The organism is Neobacillus sp. NPDC097160 (genome assembly GCF_044762155.1).
Classification (GTDB): Bacteria; Bacillota; Bacilli; order Bacillales; family Cytobacillaceae; genus Neobacillus.
This window is the reverse complement of sequence record NZ_JBIWDU010000039.1, coordinates 1-15,831: the sequence shown is the minus strand read 5'-3', so window position 1 is coordinate 15,831 and position 15,831 is coordinate 1. Positions and strand designations below refer to the sequence as shown.

At 41.7% G+C, this 15,831-nt stretch carries 15 protein-coding genes, 1 tRNA gene, 2 rRNA genes, 1 other RNA gene and 1 other annotated feature; of the genes, 15 read left to right on the top strand and 4 right to left on the bottom strand.

Annotated features, from left to right (window positions below; genetic code table 11):
* Window positions 1-80, top strand: a 5S ribosomal RNA gene (gene rrf / locus ACIQXV_RS29810); the annotation flags it as partial.
* Window positions 81-329: 249 nt separating this feature from the next.
* Here the strand turns inward: rrf and ACIQXV_RS29365 are convergent.
* Window positions 330-1,271 carry a YaaC family protein gene (locus ACIQXV_RS29365; protein WP_402965793.1) on the bottom strand — a complete coding sequence of 314 codons (942 nt, stop codon included), beginning with the start codon at window positions 1,269-1,271 and terminating at the stop codon, window positions 330-332.
* Window positions 1,272-1,400: 129 nt separating this feature from the next.
* Here ACIQXV_RS29365 and guaB point away from each other — a divergent pair, with 129 nt between their 5' ends.
* The 6 genes from guaB (at window position 1,401) to ACIQXV_RS29335 (ending at window position 7,890) form a co-directional block, all read left to right on the top strand.
* A complete protein-coding gene (guaB, locus tag ACIQXV_RS29360) occupies window positions 1,401-2,864 on the top strand; it encodes an IMP dehydrogenase (RefSeq protein ID WP_402965790.1) in 1,464 nt (487 codons plus the stop codon).
* Window positions 2,865-3,130: 266 nt separating this feature from the next.
* Entirely contained in the window at window positions 3,131-4,441 is a 1,311-nt protein-coding gene (locus ACIQXV_RS29355; RefSeq protein ID WP_402965796.1) for a serine hydrolase, read from the top strand.
* Window positions 4,442-4,612: 171 nt separating this feature from the next.
* Window positions 4,613-5,494 (top strand): pyridoxal 5'-phosphate synthase lyase subunit PdxS, encoded by an 882-nt coding sequence (gene pdxS, locus ACIQXV_RS29350; RefSeq protein ID WP_007085646.1) that lies wholly within the window; start codon window positions 4,613-4,615, stop codon window positions 5,492-5,494.
* A gap of 3 nt (window positions 5,495-5,497) precedes the next feature.
* The gene (pdxT, locus tag ACIQXV_RS29345; RefSeq protein ID WP_402965785.1) at window positions 5,498-6,088 is read left to right on the top strand and encodes a pyridoxal 5'-phosphate synthase glutaminase subunit PdxT; all 591 of its coding nucleotides are present in this window, start codon (window positions 5,498-5,500) and stop codon (window positions 6,086-6,088) included.
* A 53-nt stretch (window positions 6,089-6,141) separates the two neighbouring features.
* Window positions 6,142-6,365, top strand: a binding site (T-box leader).
* 53 nt (window positions 6,366-6,418) lie between these two features.
* Window positions 6,419-7,699: a serine--tRNA ligase gene (gene serS / locus ACIQXV_RS29340; protein WP_402965782.1), complete on the top strand. Its 1,281-nt coding sequence runs from the start codon at window positions 6,419-6,421 to the stop codon at window positions 7,697-7,699.
* A 98-nt stretch (window positions 7,700-7,797) separates the two neighbouring features.
* Window positions 7,798-7,890 (top strand) — tRNA-Ser (locus ACIQXV_RS29335).
* 105 nt (window positions 7,891-7,995) lie between these two features.
* Here the strand turns inward: ACIQXV_RS29335 and ACIQXV_RS29330 are convergent.
* The 3 genes from ACIQXV_RS29330 to ACIQXV_RS29320 all read right to left on the bottom strand — a co-directional run bounded on the left by ACIQXV_RS29330 (window position 7,996) and on the right by ACIQXV_RS29320 (window position 11,029).
* The gene (locus ACIQXV_RS29330; RefSeq protein WP_402965779.1) at window positions 7,996-8,697 is read right to left on the bottom strand and encodes a deoxynucleoside kinase; all 702 of its coding nucleotides are present in this window, start codon (window positions 8,695-8,697) and stop codon (window positions 7,996-7,998) included.
* Between the two features lie 16 nt (window positions 8,698-8,713).
* Window positions 8,714-9,364, bottom strand: coding sequence for a deoxynucleoside kinase (locus ACIQXV_RS29325; protein ID WP_402965776.1), 651 nt, complete (start codon window positions 9,362-9,364; stop codon window positions 8,714-8,716).
* Window positions 9,365-9,739: 375 nt separating this feature from the next.
* Window positions 9,740-11,029, bottom strand: coding sequence for a glycosyl hydrolase family 18 protein (locus tag ACIQXV_RS29320; protein ID WP_402965773.1), 1,290 nt, complete (start codon window positions 11,027-11,029; stop codon window positions 9,740-9,742).
* Window positions 11,030-11,126: 97 nt separating this feature from the next.
* Between ACIQXV_RS29320 and tadA the strand changes: the two genes are divergently transcribed.
* The 8 genes from tadA to ACIQXV_RS29280 form a co-directional block, all read left to right on the top strand.
* Window positions 11,127-11,663 (top strand): tRNA adenosine(34) deaminase TadA, encoded by a 537-nt coding sequence (gene tadA, locus ACIQXV_RS29315; RefSeq protein ID WP_402965770.1) that lies wholly within the window; start codon window positions 11,127-11,129, stop codon window positions 11,661-11,663.
* A gap of 92 nt (window positions 11,664-11,755) precedes the next feature.
* An RNA gene (gene ffs / locus ACIQXV_RS29310) (signal recognition particle sRNA large type) lies at window positions 11,756-12,020 on the top strand.
* Between the two features lie 139 nt (window positions 12,021-12,159).
* Window positions 12,160-13,848, top strand: coding sequence for a DNA polymerase III subunit gamma/tau (dnaX, locus tag ACIQXV_RS29305; RefSeq protein ID WP_402965767.1), 1,689 nt, complete (start codon window positions 12,160-12,162; stop codon window positions 13,846-13,848).
* Between the two features lie 25 nt (window positions 13,849-13,873).
* On the top strand, window positions 13,874-14,191 hold the full coding sequence (locus ACIQXV_RS29300) for a YbaB/EbfC family nucleoid-associated protein (RefSeq protein WP_402965764.1): 318 nt from the start codon (window positions 13,874-13,876) through the stop codon (window positions 14,189-14,191).
* An 85-nt stretch (window positions 14,192-14,276) separates the two neighbouring features.
* A complete protein-coding gene (recR, locus tag ACIQXV_RS29295) occupies window positions 14,277-14,873 on the top strand; it encodes a recombination mediator RecR (protein WP_402965761.1) in 597 nt (198 codons plus the stop codon).
* A gap of 31 nt (window positions 14,874-14,904) precedes the next feature.
* Window positions 14,905-15,123 carry a YaaL family protein gene (locus tag ACIQXV_RS29290; RefSeq protein ID WP_402965758.1) on the top strand — a complete coding sequence of 73 codons (219 nt, stop codon included), beginning with the start codon at window positions 14,905-14,907 and terminating at the stop codon, window positions 15,121-15,123.
* Window positions 15,124-15,212: 89 nt separating this feature from the next.
* On the top strand, window positions 15,213-15,476 hold the full coding sequence (locus ACIQXV_RS29285) for a pro-sigmaK processing inhibitor BofA family protein (protein ID WP_402965755.1): 264 nt from the start codon (window positions 15,213-15,215) through the stop codon (window positions 15,474-15,476).
* Window positions 15,477-15,771: 295 nt separating this feature from the next.
* Window positions 15,772-15,831 (top strand): 16S ribosomal RNA (locus ACIQXV_RS29280); the annotation flags it as partial.

Sequence of the window (15,831 nt, the reverse complement as noted above, 5' to 3'; positions counted from 1 at the left end):
TACCGAACACGGAAGTTAAGCTTCTCAGCGCCGATGGTAGTTGGGACATGCGTCCCTGTGAGAGTAGGACGTTGCCAGGCAAATGAAAGACAACCCGTAGAGGGTTGTCTTTTTTGTGTCCAATAAGTGAAAGTGAACAGTAAAACTGAAAAAGCGGAAAGTAAATGATTAAAAGTGGAAAGTAAATATCCGAAACTGGAAAGTAAATAGCCAAAACCGAAAAGTAACCAATATAAGGGATGGAGACAATTGGAACCCATTCAATCAAAAAGATCTCAAAAAAGGTATCCAAGAGGCGCTGCCAATAACCGTACCGCGCCTCCATTTCCTTATTTCATCAAATATTGATAAATTAAAAACGGCCCCTTTTTCATGGTGATGTCAAGAAAGGATTCGATAAACGGATAATCCTGATTCGGCATCATTTTTGTTAATTCACTCCACCATTCTGTTTCATAACGGGCAATCATACTTAAGTTATAGAGCAGTAAATAATGGATCAGCAGTTCAGGAAAAGTAAAAAGCTGATTTTTAGTAAGTGGAATAGCGTAGGAACCATCCTCTAAGTCAAATTTTAATGGTGAAACACCAAAAGAAGTCTTATCATGTAACGTTAAAGCAAGCCCTTCGCCCGAAAATTCAATTCCCTTTTCAAGTTTTGATCCTAAAAACTCCTTAAAGCGATCCTCTGTCATATGAAAGTGATCTAAAACAGACTCACGTATAATAAGCTGTTCTCCATCCACAGCTAACTTTTCAAACGTCCTCTTTCCTTCAAGTAAAAAGAATAAATCATCAAGTTCCGGTATATGCTGTAATAATTCCTCCATAATGACCTTTTCCCCTTCCAATTGTTTCATGTGAAACAATTTTTCTGACATGAAGGGGAAGAGTCCATTTTTTTGAAACTTAACCTCATCCTGAAAGAAAAGATAATTTTGCTTTTTCCGCTTACGGGTTGAGACGCCGTGGGCTAAAACAGCAGTGGTTTCAGGATAAGCAGGGTCTGTGGTTAAAATACATGCCTTGATTAAGTGGACGAGCCCATAAAAAAGTAAAATTGGCTTTAAAACTAGCGGGGCATTTTCAGCCTGTTCATAATATATTTTTCCATGTTCGAGATAATAGAGAAAGGCATAGCCGTTTTCATAACTTTTTTGTTCCGGATTATCGATATTACGCTTTTGATAGTTATTTTTTAAGAACCGTTGGCAATACTCTGCCGAAAAAAAAACAGAGAAGCTTTTCCAATCTTTATATTGAATACCCAAAATTGTATCACTCTTTTCAGAAGAATCTGATTAATAGTTATTCCTTGACAGTAGTTTGTCCAATTGATAACCTACAAATAATATTTTTTGATGGAAAGGCTATTTAAGTTTTTAAAGGGGGCCGTTAAAATGTGGGAAAGTAAATTTTCAAAAGAAGGTTTAACGTTTGATGATGTTTTATTAATTCCTGGTAAGTCTGAGGTATTGCCAAGAGATGTAAGTCTTCAGGTGGAATTATCGCCTAGTGTAAAGCTTAATATTCCAATTATTAGTGCTGGTATGGACACGGTAACAGAGTCAGAAATGGCGATTTCGATTGCTCGTCAAGGCGGATTAGGAATCATCCATAAAAACATGACTATCGAACAGCAGGCTGAACAGGTTGAGAAAGTAAAGAGGTCTGAAAGCGGCGTTATAACGGATCCATTTTTTCTAACCCCGGATCACCAAGTATATGATGCTGAGCATTTAATGGGGAAATACCGTATCTCCGGTGTGCCAATCGTGAATAATATGGATGAACAAAAGCTTGTGGGAATTATCACCAATAGAGATCTTCGCTTTATCCAGGATTATTCGTTTAAAATCTCAGATGTCATGACAAAGGAAAATCTTGTAACGGCTCCTGTTGGAACAACATTAAAAGAGGCTGAGAAAATTCTCCAGAAATATAAAATTGAAAAATTGCCGCTTGTTAATGAGCAGGGGGTTTTGAAAGGGTTAATCACGATTAAGGATATTGAAAAAGTGATTGAATTTCCAAACTCAGCAAAAGACAAGCAAGGCCGCTTATTAGCAGGCGCTGCTGTTGGGGTAACAAGTGATACGATGAAACGTGCTGAGGCACTTGTTTCAGCCAATGTTGATGTCCTTGTGGTCGATACTGCCCATGGACATTCCAAGGGTGTCCTTGATACAGTGAGAGAACTGAAAAATGCCTTTCCAAATGTAACGCTTATTGCCGGCAACGTTGCTACTGCCGAAGCGACTAAAGACTTATTTGAAGCAGGCGCCGATGTTGTAAAAGTAGGAATTGGACCGGGTTCCATTTGTACGACAAGGGTTGTCGCAGGTGTGGGTGTTCCGCAGATTACGGCAGTCTATGATTGTGCATCAGAAGCGATGAAGCACGGAAAGACGATTATTGCCGACGGTGGAATTAAATACTCAGGGGATATCGTTAAGGCGCTGGCAGCAGGCGGGCATGCCGTTATGCTGGGCAGTCTGCTGGCAGGTGTGTCAGAGAGCCCGGGAGAGACGGAAATATTCCAAGGCCGCCGCTTTAAAGTATATCGTGGAATGGGTTCAGTGGCTGCAATGGAAAAGGGTTCAAAAGACCGATATTTCCAAGAGGATAATAAAAAGTTTGTGCCGGAAGGAATTGAAGGCCGGATTCCATATAAAGGGCCATTAGCAGAAACCATCTACCAATTAATTGGCGGCATACGGTCAGGAATGGGTTATTGCGGCACAAAGGACCTTGAGGCACTGCGGACAAAGGCACAATTTATTAAGATGACAGGCGCCGGCCTTAAAGAAAGTCATCCACATGATGTCCAAATTACAAAAGAAGCACCTAATTATTCACTTTAAGAAAAGCGAAAGGCTTCTTGAACTGGACAATTTTCAAAGTCGAAGTTTTTACTTCCTTATCTCTTAAAAAAGACAGAGAAGCGCCGTCTTCTCTGTCTTCTTTTATGCCATTAGTCCTACTATTAGGATGAAGTTGGTTCAATGCTCCGCCTATGATTTGCCAGGCAGTTATGTTAAAATAACCAAGGTGTAATAAAACGTTGGAGGGCTATACAGTGAATAAACATTTTTATCAGAAATGCGTTGCTAGTGCGCTGGCAATCGTCATGTTTTTTAGCCTATTTGCCGGGGCAATCCCAGCTAAGGCAGAAGCAGCATTAAATGTAAATGCAGACGGAGCTATATTAGTTGATGGAGAAACAGGTAAAGTTTTATATGAAAAAAATGCTGATAGTGTACTAGGGATCGCTAGTATGACAAAAATGATGACGGAGTATCTTTTACTTGATGCTGTTAAAAAAGGTAAAGTAAAATGGACTCAAGAATACACTCCGAGTGAACTTGTATATGAAAACTCTCAGCATCGTGATCTCTCAAATGTACCGTTACGTGCTGATGGTAAATATAAAATTCGTGAGCTATACGAAGCGATGGCGATTTACTCGGCAAATGCTGCTACCATTGCTATAGCTGAAGTAATTGGCGGATCGGAAACCAATTTTGTGAAAATGATGAATGCCAAAGCAAAAGAATTAGGATTAAAGGATTATAAATTTGTTAACTCCTCTGGTTTAAATAACCGAGATTATCATGGCCAGCATCCACAGGGAACGGGTGCGGAAGAGGAGAACGTGATGTCTTCAAGGGCTGTCGCTACATTAGCGTTTCACCTCATTAATGATTTTCCCGATGTAATAAAAACAGCAAGTACGCCAAGGAAAATTTTTAGAGAAGGCACTGATGACCAGATTAAGATGGATAACTGGAACTGGATGCTTCCGGAATTGACTTATGGCTACCAAGGTATGGACGGGCTTAAAACAGGTACAACTGATTTTGCAGGTTACTGTTTTACAGGAACTGCCACGCGTGATGGCAAGCGATTTATTACAGTTGTCCAAAATGCAAAAGATGCCAGCGGCCAAGGCGGTTATAAAGCCCGCTTTGATGAAACAAGGAAAATGATGGATTATGCCTTTAGTAATTATTCAAAAGAAGAGCTTGTACCGAAACATTATCAAGTAAAAGATCATAAAACGGTACCAGTTATTAAAGGTAAAGAGAATCTAGTAAAAATTTACACAAAGTCAGCTATTGACATGGTGGTTCTAAATGGCGAAAAGAAAAACTATAAACCAGTATTGGTACTCGATAAAAAGAAAATCAATAAAAAAGGTGAATTAACCGCACCAATTAAAAAAGGTGAAAAAGTCGGTTATGTAATGATTGAACCGAAAAACGGTGAAAAAGTTAGTTTCTTAACAGAGGAAGGTCAGAAGAAAGTACAGGTAGATGTCGTTGCAGCACAGGATGTGGAGAAGGCAAATTGGTTTGTGTTAATGATGAGAGGCATCGGTAATTTCTTCGGAGATGTCTGGCACGGGATTTCTTCTACTGTTAAAGGTTGGTTTAAATAGGTTACGTTAAATTTCTCCATTAGTGATGGAAAGGATTCTTGTGTCTTGACAGGAATCCTTTTTTGTTGCTTTAATGATTTTATGGAATAATAATTCCGATTGAATGAATAGGAAATTTCCTAGATATACAAAAAAAATTCTTAATATTAAAACAAAGGGGGATTTTAACAAATGAAAACAGGTACGGATCTCGTAAAACGCGGTATGGCAGAAATGCAAAAGGGCGGCGTCATCATGGATGTTGTCAATGCGGAGCAGGCAAAGATTGCGGAAGAAGCAGGTGCAGTAGCTGTAATGGCATTAGAGCGCGTTCCTTCAGATATTCGCGCTGCTGGCGGTGTTGCAAGAATGGCTGATCCAAGGATTATCGAAGAGGTGCTAAAGGCTGTTTCAATCCCTGTAATGGCTAAGGCAAGAATTGGTCATATTGTCGAGGCACGAGTGCTTGAAGCAATGGGTGTCGACTATATTGATGAGAGTGAAGTTTTAACACCTGCTGATGAAGAGTATCATTTATATAAAAGTGACTTTACAGTTCCATTTGTTTGTGGCTGCCGTGACTTAGGTGAGGCTGCTCGTCGTATTGGTGAAGGTGCTTCCATGCTTCGTACAAAAGGTGAGCCTGGAACAGGAAATATCGTTGAAGCTGTCCGTCATATCCGTAAGGTAAATGCACAGGTTCGTAAGGTGGTAGGCATGAACGAAGATGAGCTTATGACAGAAGCGAAGCTTTTAGGTGCACCATTTGAATTACTGCTTGAAATCAAGCGCCTTGGCCGACTTCCAGTGGTAAACTTTGCTGCCGGCGGTGTGGCAACGCCTGCTGATGCAGCTTTAATGATGCAATTAGGCTCTGACGGTGTATTTGTTGGTTCTGGGATTTTTAAATCAGAAAACCCTGCTAAGTTTGCCAGAGCAATCGTCGAAGCCACAACGCATTTCCAAGACTATAAATTGATTGCTGAACTGTCAAAAGACCTCGGTACGCCAATGAAAGGAATCGAAATTTCATCATTAGCACCTGAAGCCCGCATGCAAGAAAGAGGATGGTAATCAATGATTAAAATTGGCGTTCTCGCTTTGCAGGGAGCTGTCCGTGAACACATGATTTCGTTAGAGGCATGTGGTGTTGAGGCAGTGGCTGTAAAACATAAAGAAGAATTACAGGAGATAGATGGACTCATTCTTCCTGGTGGTGAAAGCACCGCAATGCGGCGCTTAATCGATAAGTACGACTTTATGGATCCACTAAAGGAATTTGCAGGTGAAGGGAAACCAATGTTTGGTACCTGTGCAGGGCTGATTCTTTTGGCTAAGGATCTTTCCGGCTATAGCGAGCCGCACATCGGCGTCATGGACATTAAGGTGGAACGCAACTCTTTTGGACGCCAAGTTGACAGCTTTGAGGCCGACCTTGCGATTAAAGATGTCGCTGAAAGTTTCCCTGCAGTGTTTATCCGGGCACCGCACATCGTTGAGGCGGGAGAGAATGTGGAAATTTTGTCCAAGCATAATGATCGCATCGTCGCCGCACGGGAAGGACAATTTCTTGGCTGTTCCTTCCATCCGGAGCTGACCGATAATCATCGCCTTACCGCCTACTTTGTAGAGATGGTGAAGGAAGCAAAAGCGAAACATCTTGTATAGAACGGTTGCATTTGGCCGATAATTATAGTAAATTATAAAACAAATCCATAATGAAAAAAGCAATGAGAGGAACTAGTAACAAGAAACTCACTCATAAAGAGAGCCGGTGGCTGGTGCGAACCGGTGTGTGAAACTTGTGAATCCCTCCTCGAGTAAAGTATGGAACACCTCTTAGAGGCCAGTAAGTACTTTCGGTAGAAACCGTTACATTTTTTTGAGGTGGACAGTGTATGCTGTCAACCAGGGTGGTATCGCGTGATTAACTCTCGTCCCTGTTTTAGGGGCGGGAGTTTTTTGTTTTATTTTTATAAAAAAAGGAGTGTCTAAACAATGCTGGATATTAAAGTATTAAGAGCTAATTTTGCCGAGGTGAAAGCAAAGCTTGAGCATCGCGGCGAGGATTTAACTGATTTAGGCCGGTTTGAGGATCTCGATCTGAAAAGACGTGAGTTAATCGTTGAATCTGAAAAGTTAAAAAGCAGGAAAAATGAGGTTTCACAGCAGGTCGCAGCATTAAAACGTGAAAAGCAGGATGCCGATCAGTTAATAACAGAAATGCGTGAGGTTGGCGACCAAATCAAAACACTTGATGATGAGCTCCGTACAGTGGAAGAGGTCTTAGACAATTTATTGCTAAGCATTCCAAACATCCCGCATGAGAGTGTTCCGATTGGGGAAACTGAGGATGATAATGTAGAGATTAGGAAATGGGGCCATGTACGTGAATTTGAATTTGAAGCAAAGCCTCATTGGGATCTTGCCGATCAGTTAGGTATTCTCGATTTTGAACGGGCCGGTAAGGTAACCGGAAGCCGCTTTGTCTTTTATAAGGGGCTGGGGGCACGGCTAGAGCGTGCATTAATGAGTTTCATGCTTGATCTTCATGTGGATGAACACGGCTATACGGAAATCCTGCCGCCGTACATGGTAAACCGTACAAGTATGACGGGCACAGGGCAATTGCCGAAGTTTGAAGAGGATGCCTTTTTAATTGGAAGCGAGGATTATTTCCTCATTCCAACGGCTGAGGTGCCAGTAACCAACTATCATCGTGATGAAATTTTAAGCGGTGAGGAGCTGCCAATCCGCTTTGCGGCATACAGCGCATGCTTCCGCTCTGAGGCAGGCTCTGCGGGCCGTGATACAAGGGGTCTCATCCGTCAGCACCAATTCAATAAAGTGGAGCTTGTAAAGTTTGTAAAGCCGGAAGATTCTTATGACGAGCTTGAGAAGCTGACTAACGATGCTGAGCGGGTACTACAGCTTCTTGAGCTGCCATACCGAGTGCTCTCTATGTGTACCGGTGACCTTGGGTTTACAGCCGCGAAAAAGTACGATATTGAAGTGTGGATTCCAAGCTATGAAACATACCGTGAGATTTCTTCTTGCAGTAATTTTGAGGCATTCCAAGCTAGACGGGCCAATATCCGCTTCCGCCGTGACCCAAAGGCAAAGCCGGAGCACGTTCACACGTTAAATGGATCTGGCCTTGCGATTGGCCGCACGGTCGCTGCCATTTTAGAGAATTATCAGCAGGCAGACGGGAGTGTCGTGATTCCAACCGTACTGCGTCCATATATGGGCAATCGTGATGTAATCAAACCGCTGTAAAAACATAAAAATTCCGGACGGGTTCATCCCGTCCGAAATTTAAAATGAAAATGTTTGACATGGTATAAAAAATATGATAAATTATCACTTGTCGATACGGAGGAATACCCAAGTCCGGCTGAAGGGATCGGTCTTGAAAACCGACAGGCGGGTTAAACCGCGCGGGGGTTCGAATCCCTCTTCCTCCGCCATTAATTAAAACAATCGCGCATAAAAACTGGAGATAAAGGTTCGCTGCATTTAGTTGCAGCGGGCTTTTTTTTGCAGTTTTCCCCGCATACAAAAGAAGACACCTATTAAAAAATAGGTGTCTTTGTTACATTTAGTATTTCATTTAACTTCTCTTCAACATCACGGCAAACCTTTAAGGCATCGGCATTACTTTTTACAACGTCCGTGGTATCCATATCAATAACTAATACTTCACTAGCCGCATATTGGTCCATGACCCATTCATCATAACCCTTCCATACTTCAAAATAGTACTCCTTCAGTTCAGGGTTGATTTCAAAGCTTCTGCCGCGGGCCATAATCCGGTCAATTACCGTATCAAATGATCCCTTTAAATAGACCATTAAATCCGGCGCCTTTTTTGGAAGTTCATTTAACTCTTCCATCATATTATCGACAAGTTCTTCATAAATTTTGAATTCTAGGGGAGAAATTCTACCCAAGTTTTTATTTACATAAGCAAAATACCAATCCTCATAAATGGAGCGGTCTTGAATCGTGTAAACGGGCTCGCGCCAATTAATGCATTCCTTAACCGTTTTAAAACGTTTATTTAAGAAAAATAATTGCAAAAGGAAGGGTATTCTCCTTGCATCTAACTCTTCCGGTGTCAGTTCATAATAAAGCGGGAGAATTGGATTATCATCCACCGCTTCGTAAAACACCTTACTTTCAATACCTTTATTTTTAAAGTGTGCATTCAATGTGTCGGCAACACTTGTTTTTCCAAGACCAATCATCCCACCAATAACGATACTCACTAACATCCCCCTGTTCTAAGTTCTATAATAGATTGTTTGTCCAGCTGTTCTCTTTTAACGAAGTTGATAATTTTTGAAAAATATAATTTAAATCCTGCTCACTTTTGACAAAATCCAACTCATCGCCGCTAAAGCGTAGAACGGGGATTTCCGGATGTTCCTTTTCAAAGGTTGCCAAGGTATTTTCATAGTCAATGGATAGTTGTTCTAAATAGAGGGGGCTGATATTCTTCTCTACTTCACGCCCTCTTATTTTGATCCGTTTTAAAAGTGTATCTAAACTTGCATTTAAATAAATAATGACATTTGGTTTTGGCATATCTTCAGTTAGAATTTGATAAATCTGGAAGTATTTTTTGTATTCATCGGGATTAAGCGAGCGTTGTGCAAAAATCAGGTTTTTAAAAATATGATAGTCAGCAACAACAGACCTGCTTTGGCTTAAGTAATGGGTATTGATATCCCCTAATTGCTTAAAGCGATTGCAGAGGAAAAACATTTCCGTTTGGAAACTCCATTCCTCGATGTTATCATAAAATTTCCCTAAGAATGGATTTTCATCAACAATCTCTTTTAATAGAGCAAACTGAAATTGCTCTGAAATGGCTTTTGCGAGAGATGTTTTTCCTACACCAATCGGCCCTTCAACGGTAATAAAGGGTGTATCCCCCATTATAAAGTCCTCCTTCGTAAACTCCCTGCACCTTCTATGATTAACCAGTTTGAACTGGTTCATTTAGTCTATATTTCTGATTTTGAGAATTGTCCAGCTCCAGGCGCCATCGGCTAGTGTACTTCGCTCTTCTCCCTACGATAAGTCAACATCGGATCGCTCCACTCTCCTTGTTTCCTTTATCTCAGTCGAAGCGCTCCAGTCCATACGCCGATTGGCGGGCGCCTTCCGCTTTTCTTAATTGACACAAAGAATATTTTATCATAATCTTCCCTAGGAAGGGATATGGAAAATTTAGAAGATGTGATGTTCGTGTCAAAAATATGAAAAAACTGCCGAATATCGGCAGTTTTTGTCATAAAAAATTTTTTCTGTCTAGGTTGGTCTTTTTGTCACATTGAAATTGTCAACGATTAGCAGCCAATTTTGCGGGAATGCTAAACCTAGCTTCCAATAGCTCATCCCTCTGATGTTCAGTTCTTTGATTAAGTTAAACTTTGCTTGAATGGAGCGGGCATCCTCGAACCAGACTTCATGCTGCTTGCCATCTTGAGCCGTATATTTAAAGAATGGTGCCTGTGCCTTTGCATCATATTGAATGGGGACGTGGTTGGTTGCTGCCAGCTGGATCGCTTGCTGCGGGCTGACTGCCTTTGCTACCGATCCCTGAACGAATGGCAGTGTCCAATCATAGCCATAGAGATTTTGCCCCATAAGAATTTTATTTGAAGGCATTTCGGTGATCGCATACTCCAACACCTTCCTGACCGGGTCAATGGGCGAAACTGCCATCGCGGGGCCGCCGCTATAGCCCCATTCATACGTCATGATGACGACAAAGTCAGAAATTTCCCCGTGTGCTTTGTAATCATGGCCCTCATACCACTTTCCCTTTTGCGTTGCACTTGTCTTTGGGGCAAGGGCGGTTGACATCAGCCAGCCTTCACTTTTAAACCTTTGCTTTGCCTTTCGTAAAAAGGTATTATAGGCCTCGCGGTCGGCGGGACGGATAAACTCAAAGTCAAAATGGATGTCACGGAATCCGTATTTTTTTGCCGTTGCGACGATCGTATTGAGAAATTTATCTTGAATTGCGATATCATTTAAAAGAATACGTCCGAGTTCATCACTAAACTGGTCATTCTCCTGATTATTAATAACCATCATTAAGACATTTCGATTGGCTTTAGCAATCGTCGGAAAGTTATTCAACAATGGTTCTTTCAAGGTGCCATCGCGGCGAGCTTGAAAGCTAAAAGGGGCTAAATAGGTTAGGTATGGTGCGGCCTCGCGGGCACTGTTTTCTAATACTGGGGCGACAGTGGTGCCGCGCGGTTCAACATACGCATTGAACTCGGCATTTCTCTTTTTAGCTTGTGGTATATAAAGACGAACCCCTACATTGAGTGGTTGATTCGCATTGATGCGATTGATGGAAGCAAGCTCCTGATAAGGGATGCCCACCTTCCTGGCGATGGAGAATAATGAATCCCCCGATTGAACGAAATAAAAATGGCCAATAATTGGAATGACAATTGATTGTCCTACGACAAGGTTATTCGGATTTGGCAGTTCATTTGCCTCAACAATATCTTGAACAGTTGTATGGTAGGTCCCAGCAATAGTGGTTAACGTTTCATTTCCCTTTACCACATGGATTTGCATCCGTATCCCTCCCTGAAAAACATACGCTACGGCTATTTTATGAGGGGTGGAACGGATAAATGATATAATATTGGTAAATTTGTGAGGAAGGTCTCCAATGGGAGGAATTTTTAAAATGGATCTTGATCCTAACCAAGACGAATATTTTATGAAAGAAGCAATAAAGGAAGCAAAAAAGGCAGAGGAATTAAATGAAGTGCCAATTGGGGCAGTTATAGTCCATGACGGGGTCATCATTTCCCGGGCCCATAATTTACGGGAAAGTGAACAAAATGCACTCGCACACGCTGAACTTTTAGCAATCGATCAAGCCTGCCGGGAAATGGGCTCTTGGCGGCTTGAAGAGGCCACTTTGTATGTCACGCTAGAGCCTTGCCCGATGTGTTCAGGGGCCATTATTTTATCAAGGGTCAAAAGAGTCGTTTATGGGGTCAGCGACCCAAAGGGCGGATGTGCCGGGACCCTCATGAATTTATTACAGGACGACCGCTTTAATCATCAAAGCACAATTACAAAGGGCGTATTAGAATGGGAGTGCGGTCAAATGCTCTCAGACTTTTTCCGAAACATAAGGGAAAGAAAAAAGTTGGAGAAACAACAAAGAAGCCAAATGTTGCCGAACGACTTACAATAATTTACAGCTGATAAAGATTGCTTTTTTCCAAGAATGGTTGTATATTAAAGAGGCGTCAGATAAAGGCGCACTAAACATTGGTATCAACTTTGCCGTGCTAGGTGGGGAGGTAGCGGTGCCCTGTACTCGCAATCCGCTCTAGCGAGACTGAATCCCTTCCTGAGGCTGATCGTCTGTAGGGTCTGCCTTAAGTAAGTGGTGTTGACGCCCTGGTCCTGCGCAATGGGAATCCATGAACCATGTCAGGTCCGGAAGGAAGCAGCATTAAGTGGACGCTCCCATGTGCCGCAGGGTTGCCTGGGCCGAGCTAACTGCTTAAGTAACGCTTATGGGCGTCAGTCGATGGAAGGTGCACGGCAGTTATATTGCATAAATTAACTCATCTCAGATTTGGGATGAGTTTTTTTGCGAACTCGAACGAATACACTTTGTAAAAAGCAAATTAGATACGTTATAATAGAAAAGATGAAAAAATTTTGAAGGGGGCGGTGTCATTTTGTCATATCAAGCTTTATATCGTGTTTGGCGGCCTCAAAACTTTATTGATGTAGTGGGACAAGAACATGTAACCAAGACATTGCAAAACGCCCTGCTTCAACAAAAAATTTCACATGCCTATCTTTTTTCCGGACCAAGGGGAACAGGTAAAACAAGTGCGGCTAAAATTTTAGCAAAAGCAATCAATTGTGAGCATGCACCGGTGTCCGAACCGTGCAACGAATGTGCGGCTTGCCTTGGAATCACGAACGGGACGATTCCGGATGTGTTAGAATTTGATGCAGCCTCCAACTCTCGTGTGGAAGAAATGAGAGATGTTCTTGATAAAGTCAAATTTGCTCCAACTGCCGTGAACTTCAAGGTTTATATCATTGATGAAGTGCATATGCTGTCCATTAGCGCTTTTAATGCCTTGCTAAAAACGTTAGAAGAACCGCCAAAGCATGTCATTTTTATTTTAGCCACTACAGAACCACATAAAATTCCCTTAACGATTATCTCAAGGTGTCAGCGTTTTGACTTTAGACGCATTACAGCAGGATCGATTGTGAAACGGATGAAGTTAATCGTTGAAGAAACGGGCGTTGACTGTGATGAACGTGCACTGCAAATGATTGCTCGTGCAGCGGAAGGTGGTATGCGGGACGCTTTAAGTTTATTAGATCAGGCGATTTCCTATAGTCAGGATCGTGTCACGGTTGAAGATGCCCTAACGGTCACAGGCTCTGTATCACAAGGATTTCTGAATAAATTAGCACATGCCTTTCAGGAGAGTGACGTTGCCAGTGGTTTAGAAGCACTTGATGAACTTTTGTTTCATGGAAAGGATCCAGCACGATTCATCGAGGATTTGATTTTGTTTTACCGGGATATGCTACTTTATAAAACAGCGCCAAATCTAGAAGAATCGCTTGAACGGGTCATGCTTGATGATGAGTTTCGCCAGATGGCGGAAATGATTCCAACGGGACAGATTTATCAGCTAATTGACCTGTTAAATAAAACACAACAAGAAATGCGCTGGACAAACCACCCTAGAATTTTCCTCGAGGTAGCGGTTGTAAAGCTCTGTCAAATGGAAGTAAAACAAGCGGACCAGTCAGAGCCGGCCCATATTGCCCAATTAGTATCAAGAATTGAACAGCTTGAAAATGAATTGCAGCACTTAAAGGCAAACGGCATCGCAACAACAGCACAAGACGATGCACCGAAACAGCAAAGGACTGCACAAAAGTCTTCTAAAAAGGTATTTCAGCCAGCGGTTGGAAAAATAAATGAAGTGTTAAAACTCGCAACAAAGAATGATTTAAATCTCATTAAAGCCAATTGGGGCGAAATGAGGGCAGGGCTTATGAAATCGCAGGCCGCCTTGTTAAATGATGCCGAGCCGATTGCTGCATCAGCTGATGCTTTTATTATCAAATTCAAACATGAAATGATCTGCCAAATGGCGATGAATCGTACTGATTTTCTTGAAGCAGTGATCGCTGCTTTATATAAATTAACGAGCAAAAGATATTTAATCCTAGGTGTCCCTGAAGACCAATGGCCGCCAATTCGCGAAAGCTTCTTGAACAGCCAGCATGGCGGGGAAGGGGAAATCAGTGGGCCAGCTAAGGAAGAAGAACCACATATTACCGAGGCGAAGAAACTATTTGGCGAGGAATTTGTGGAAATAGTCGATTAAAACTAATTTATTGGAGGTAATGTAAATGCGTGGTGGAATGGGAAATATGCAAAATATGATGAAGCAAATGCAAAAAATGCAAAAGAAAATGGCGGAAGCTCAAGAGGAATTGGGTCAGCAAAAGATTGAAGGAACTGCCGGCGGCGGAATGGTGACGGTAATCGTAACGGGACATAAGGAAATCGTAGATGTACAAATTAAACCTGAGGCAGTTGACCCTGATGACGTTGAAATGCTTCAAGACCTTGTTCTTGCTGCTACAAATGATGCACTTAAAAAGGCAGAAGAGTTAACAAACAATACAATGGGGCAGTTTACAAAAGGAATGAACCTGCCGTTTTAATGTAGATAGAAAAAAGCGCCAAGTAGTTTGAGCTTCAAGCCACTTTTCTGGCGCTTTTACTTTTCTTTAGAGAGGAAAAAAGAAAATGCATTATCCTGAACCAATTTCAAAGCTGATTGACAGCTTTATGAAGCTGCCGGGAATCGGACCGAAGACGGCTGCACGTCTAGCTTTCTATGTCTTAAGTATGAAAGAAGATACCGTACTCGATTTTGCAAAAGCACTAGTGAACGCAAAACGTAATCTTACGTATTGTTCGGTTTGCGGACATATTACGGACCAAGATCCTTGTTATATTTGTGAAGACCTTCGCAGGGATAAGAGCACCATTTGTGTCGTTCAAGATCCGAAGGATGTCATTGCGATGGAAAAAATGAAGGAATTCAATGGATTGTACCATGTTTTACATGGGGCCATTTCCCCTATGGATGGGATTGGACCCGAGGATATAAACATCCCGGATTTGCTAAAGCGTCTCCAGGATGAAACCGTCCAGGAAGTGATCCTCGCGACAAACCCTAATATTGAAGGGGAAGCAACAGCCATGTATATTTCCCGTTTGTTAAAGCCATCGGGGATTAAAACAACGAGAATTGCTCATGGACTGCCGGTTGGTGGAGACCTTGAATATGCGGATGAGGTAACCTTATCCAAAGCTTTAGAAGGCCGAAGAGAATTATAGGATTAAAAGAGGAAATGTGGAGGAATCAACTATGTTTTTTCGGCGTAAAGGGCGGCTTCGAAAAGAGTATGATGATAAGCTGTTAACACAGCTAAATCGTTATAGAGCTCATTGGCAGCAAGAAAAACTACTTTTGGAAAAAAGCTTTGACCCTTCCGAAGAAGTCATTTGCCAAACGAAGATAGCGGAAGCCAAATATATTTTTCTGTTAAGAGAAGCAAAGCAGCGTAATGTAACCATATTAAGATAAGTACCAAGCTATTTCTTTTCGAACGGTCTATTCTTACCAACTTGTACATATGTTGGTAGTAAAGTGACTTTAGAAGGGGGATAGCTTTTTTGGAACCAATCTTTGTTATTTCAATTTTAGGCGGGCTTATACTTTTATTGTTATTCTCTGGAGCTCGATTTAAACCAGCAAGATTTGTTGGCCAAGCAGCCATTAAATTTTTAATTGGAGCACTCCTTTTATTTTTCTTAAATGTGGCTGGGAATCGGTACGGAATCCATGTCCCCATTAATTTTGCGACGTCTGCCGTTTCGGGCTTTCTAGGTATTCCAGGTTTATTTGCTTTAGTAGCCATTCAACAATGGGTAATCTAGCAGTACACAAGCCGCTGATCATCAGCGGTTTTTACATTTTAAAAAAACTTTTATAAAATGGGTTGACCAATCATATATAATGCTGTAATATATGAAAAGTCGTCACTGAGGCGGCGAGTAACAAACAAAAAAAGTTGTTGACTTTTAGTTGATAACTTGGTAAGATAATAAAGTCGCTTTTGAGCGATTGAGAAATTGTTCTTTGAAAACTAAACAAACAAAAACGTCAACAAACAATATTTATTCGTTTCATTTTTGAGACGAAGCCAACGTAACTTTTATGAGCTAATCAACTTTCTTGGAGAGTTTGATCCTGGCTCAGGACGAACGCTGGCGGCGTGCCTAATACATGCAA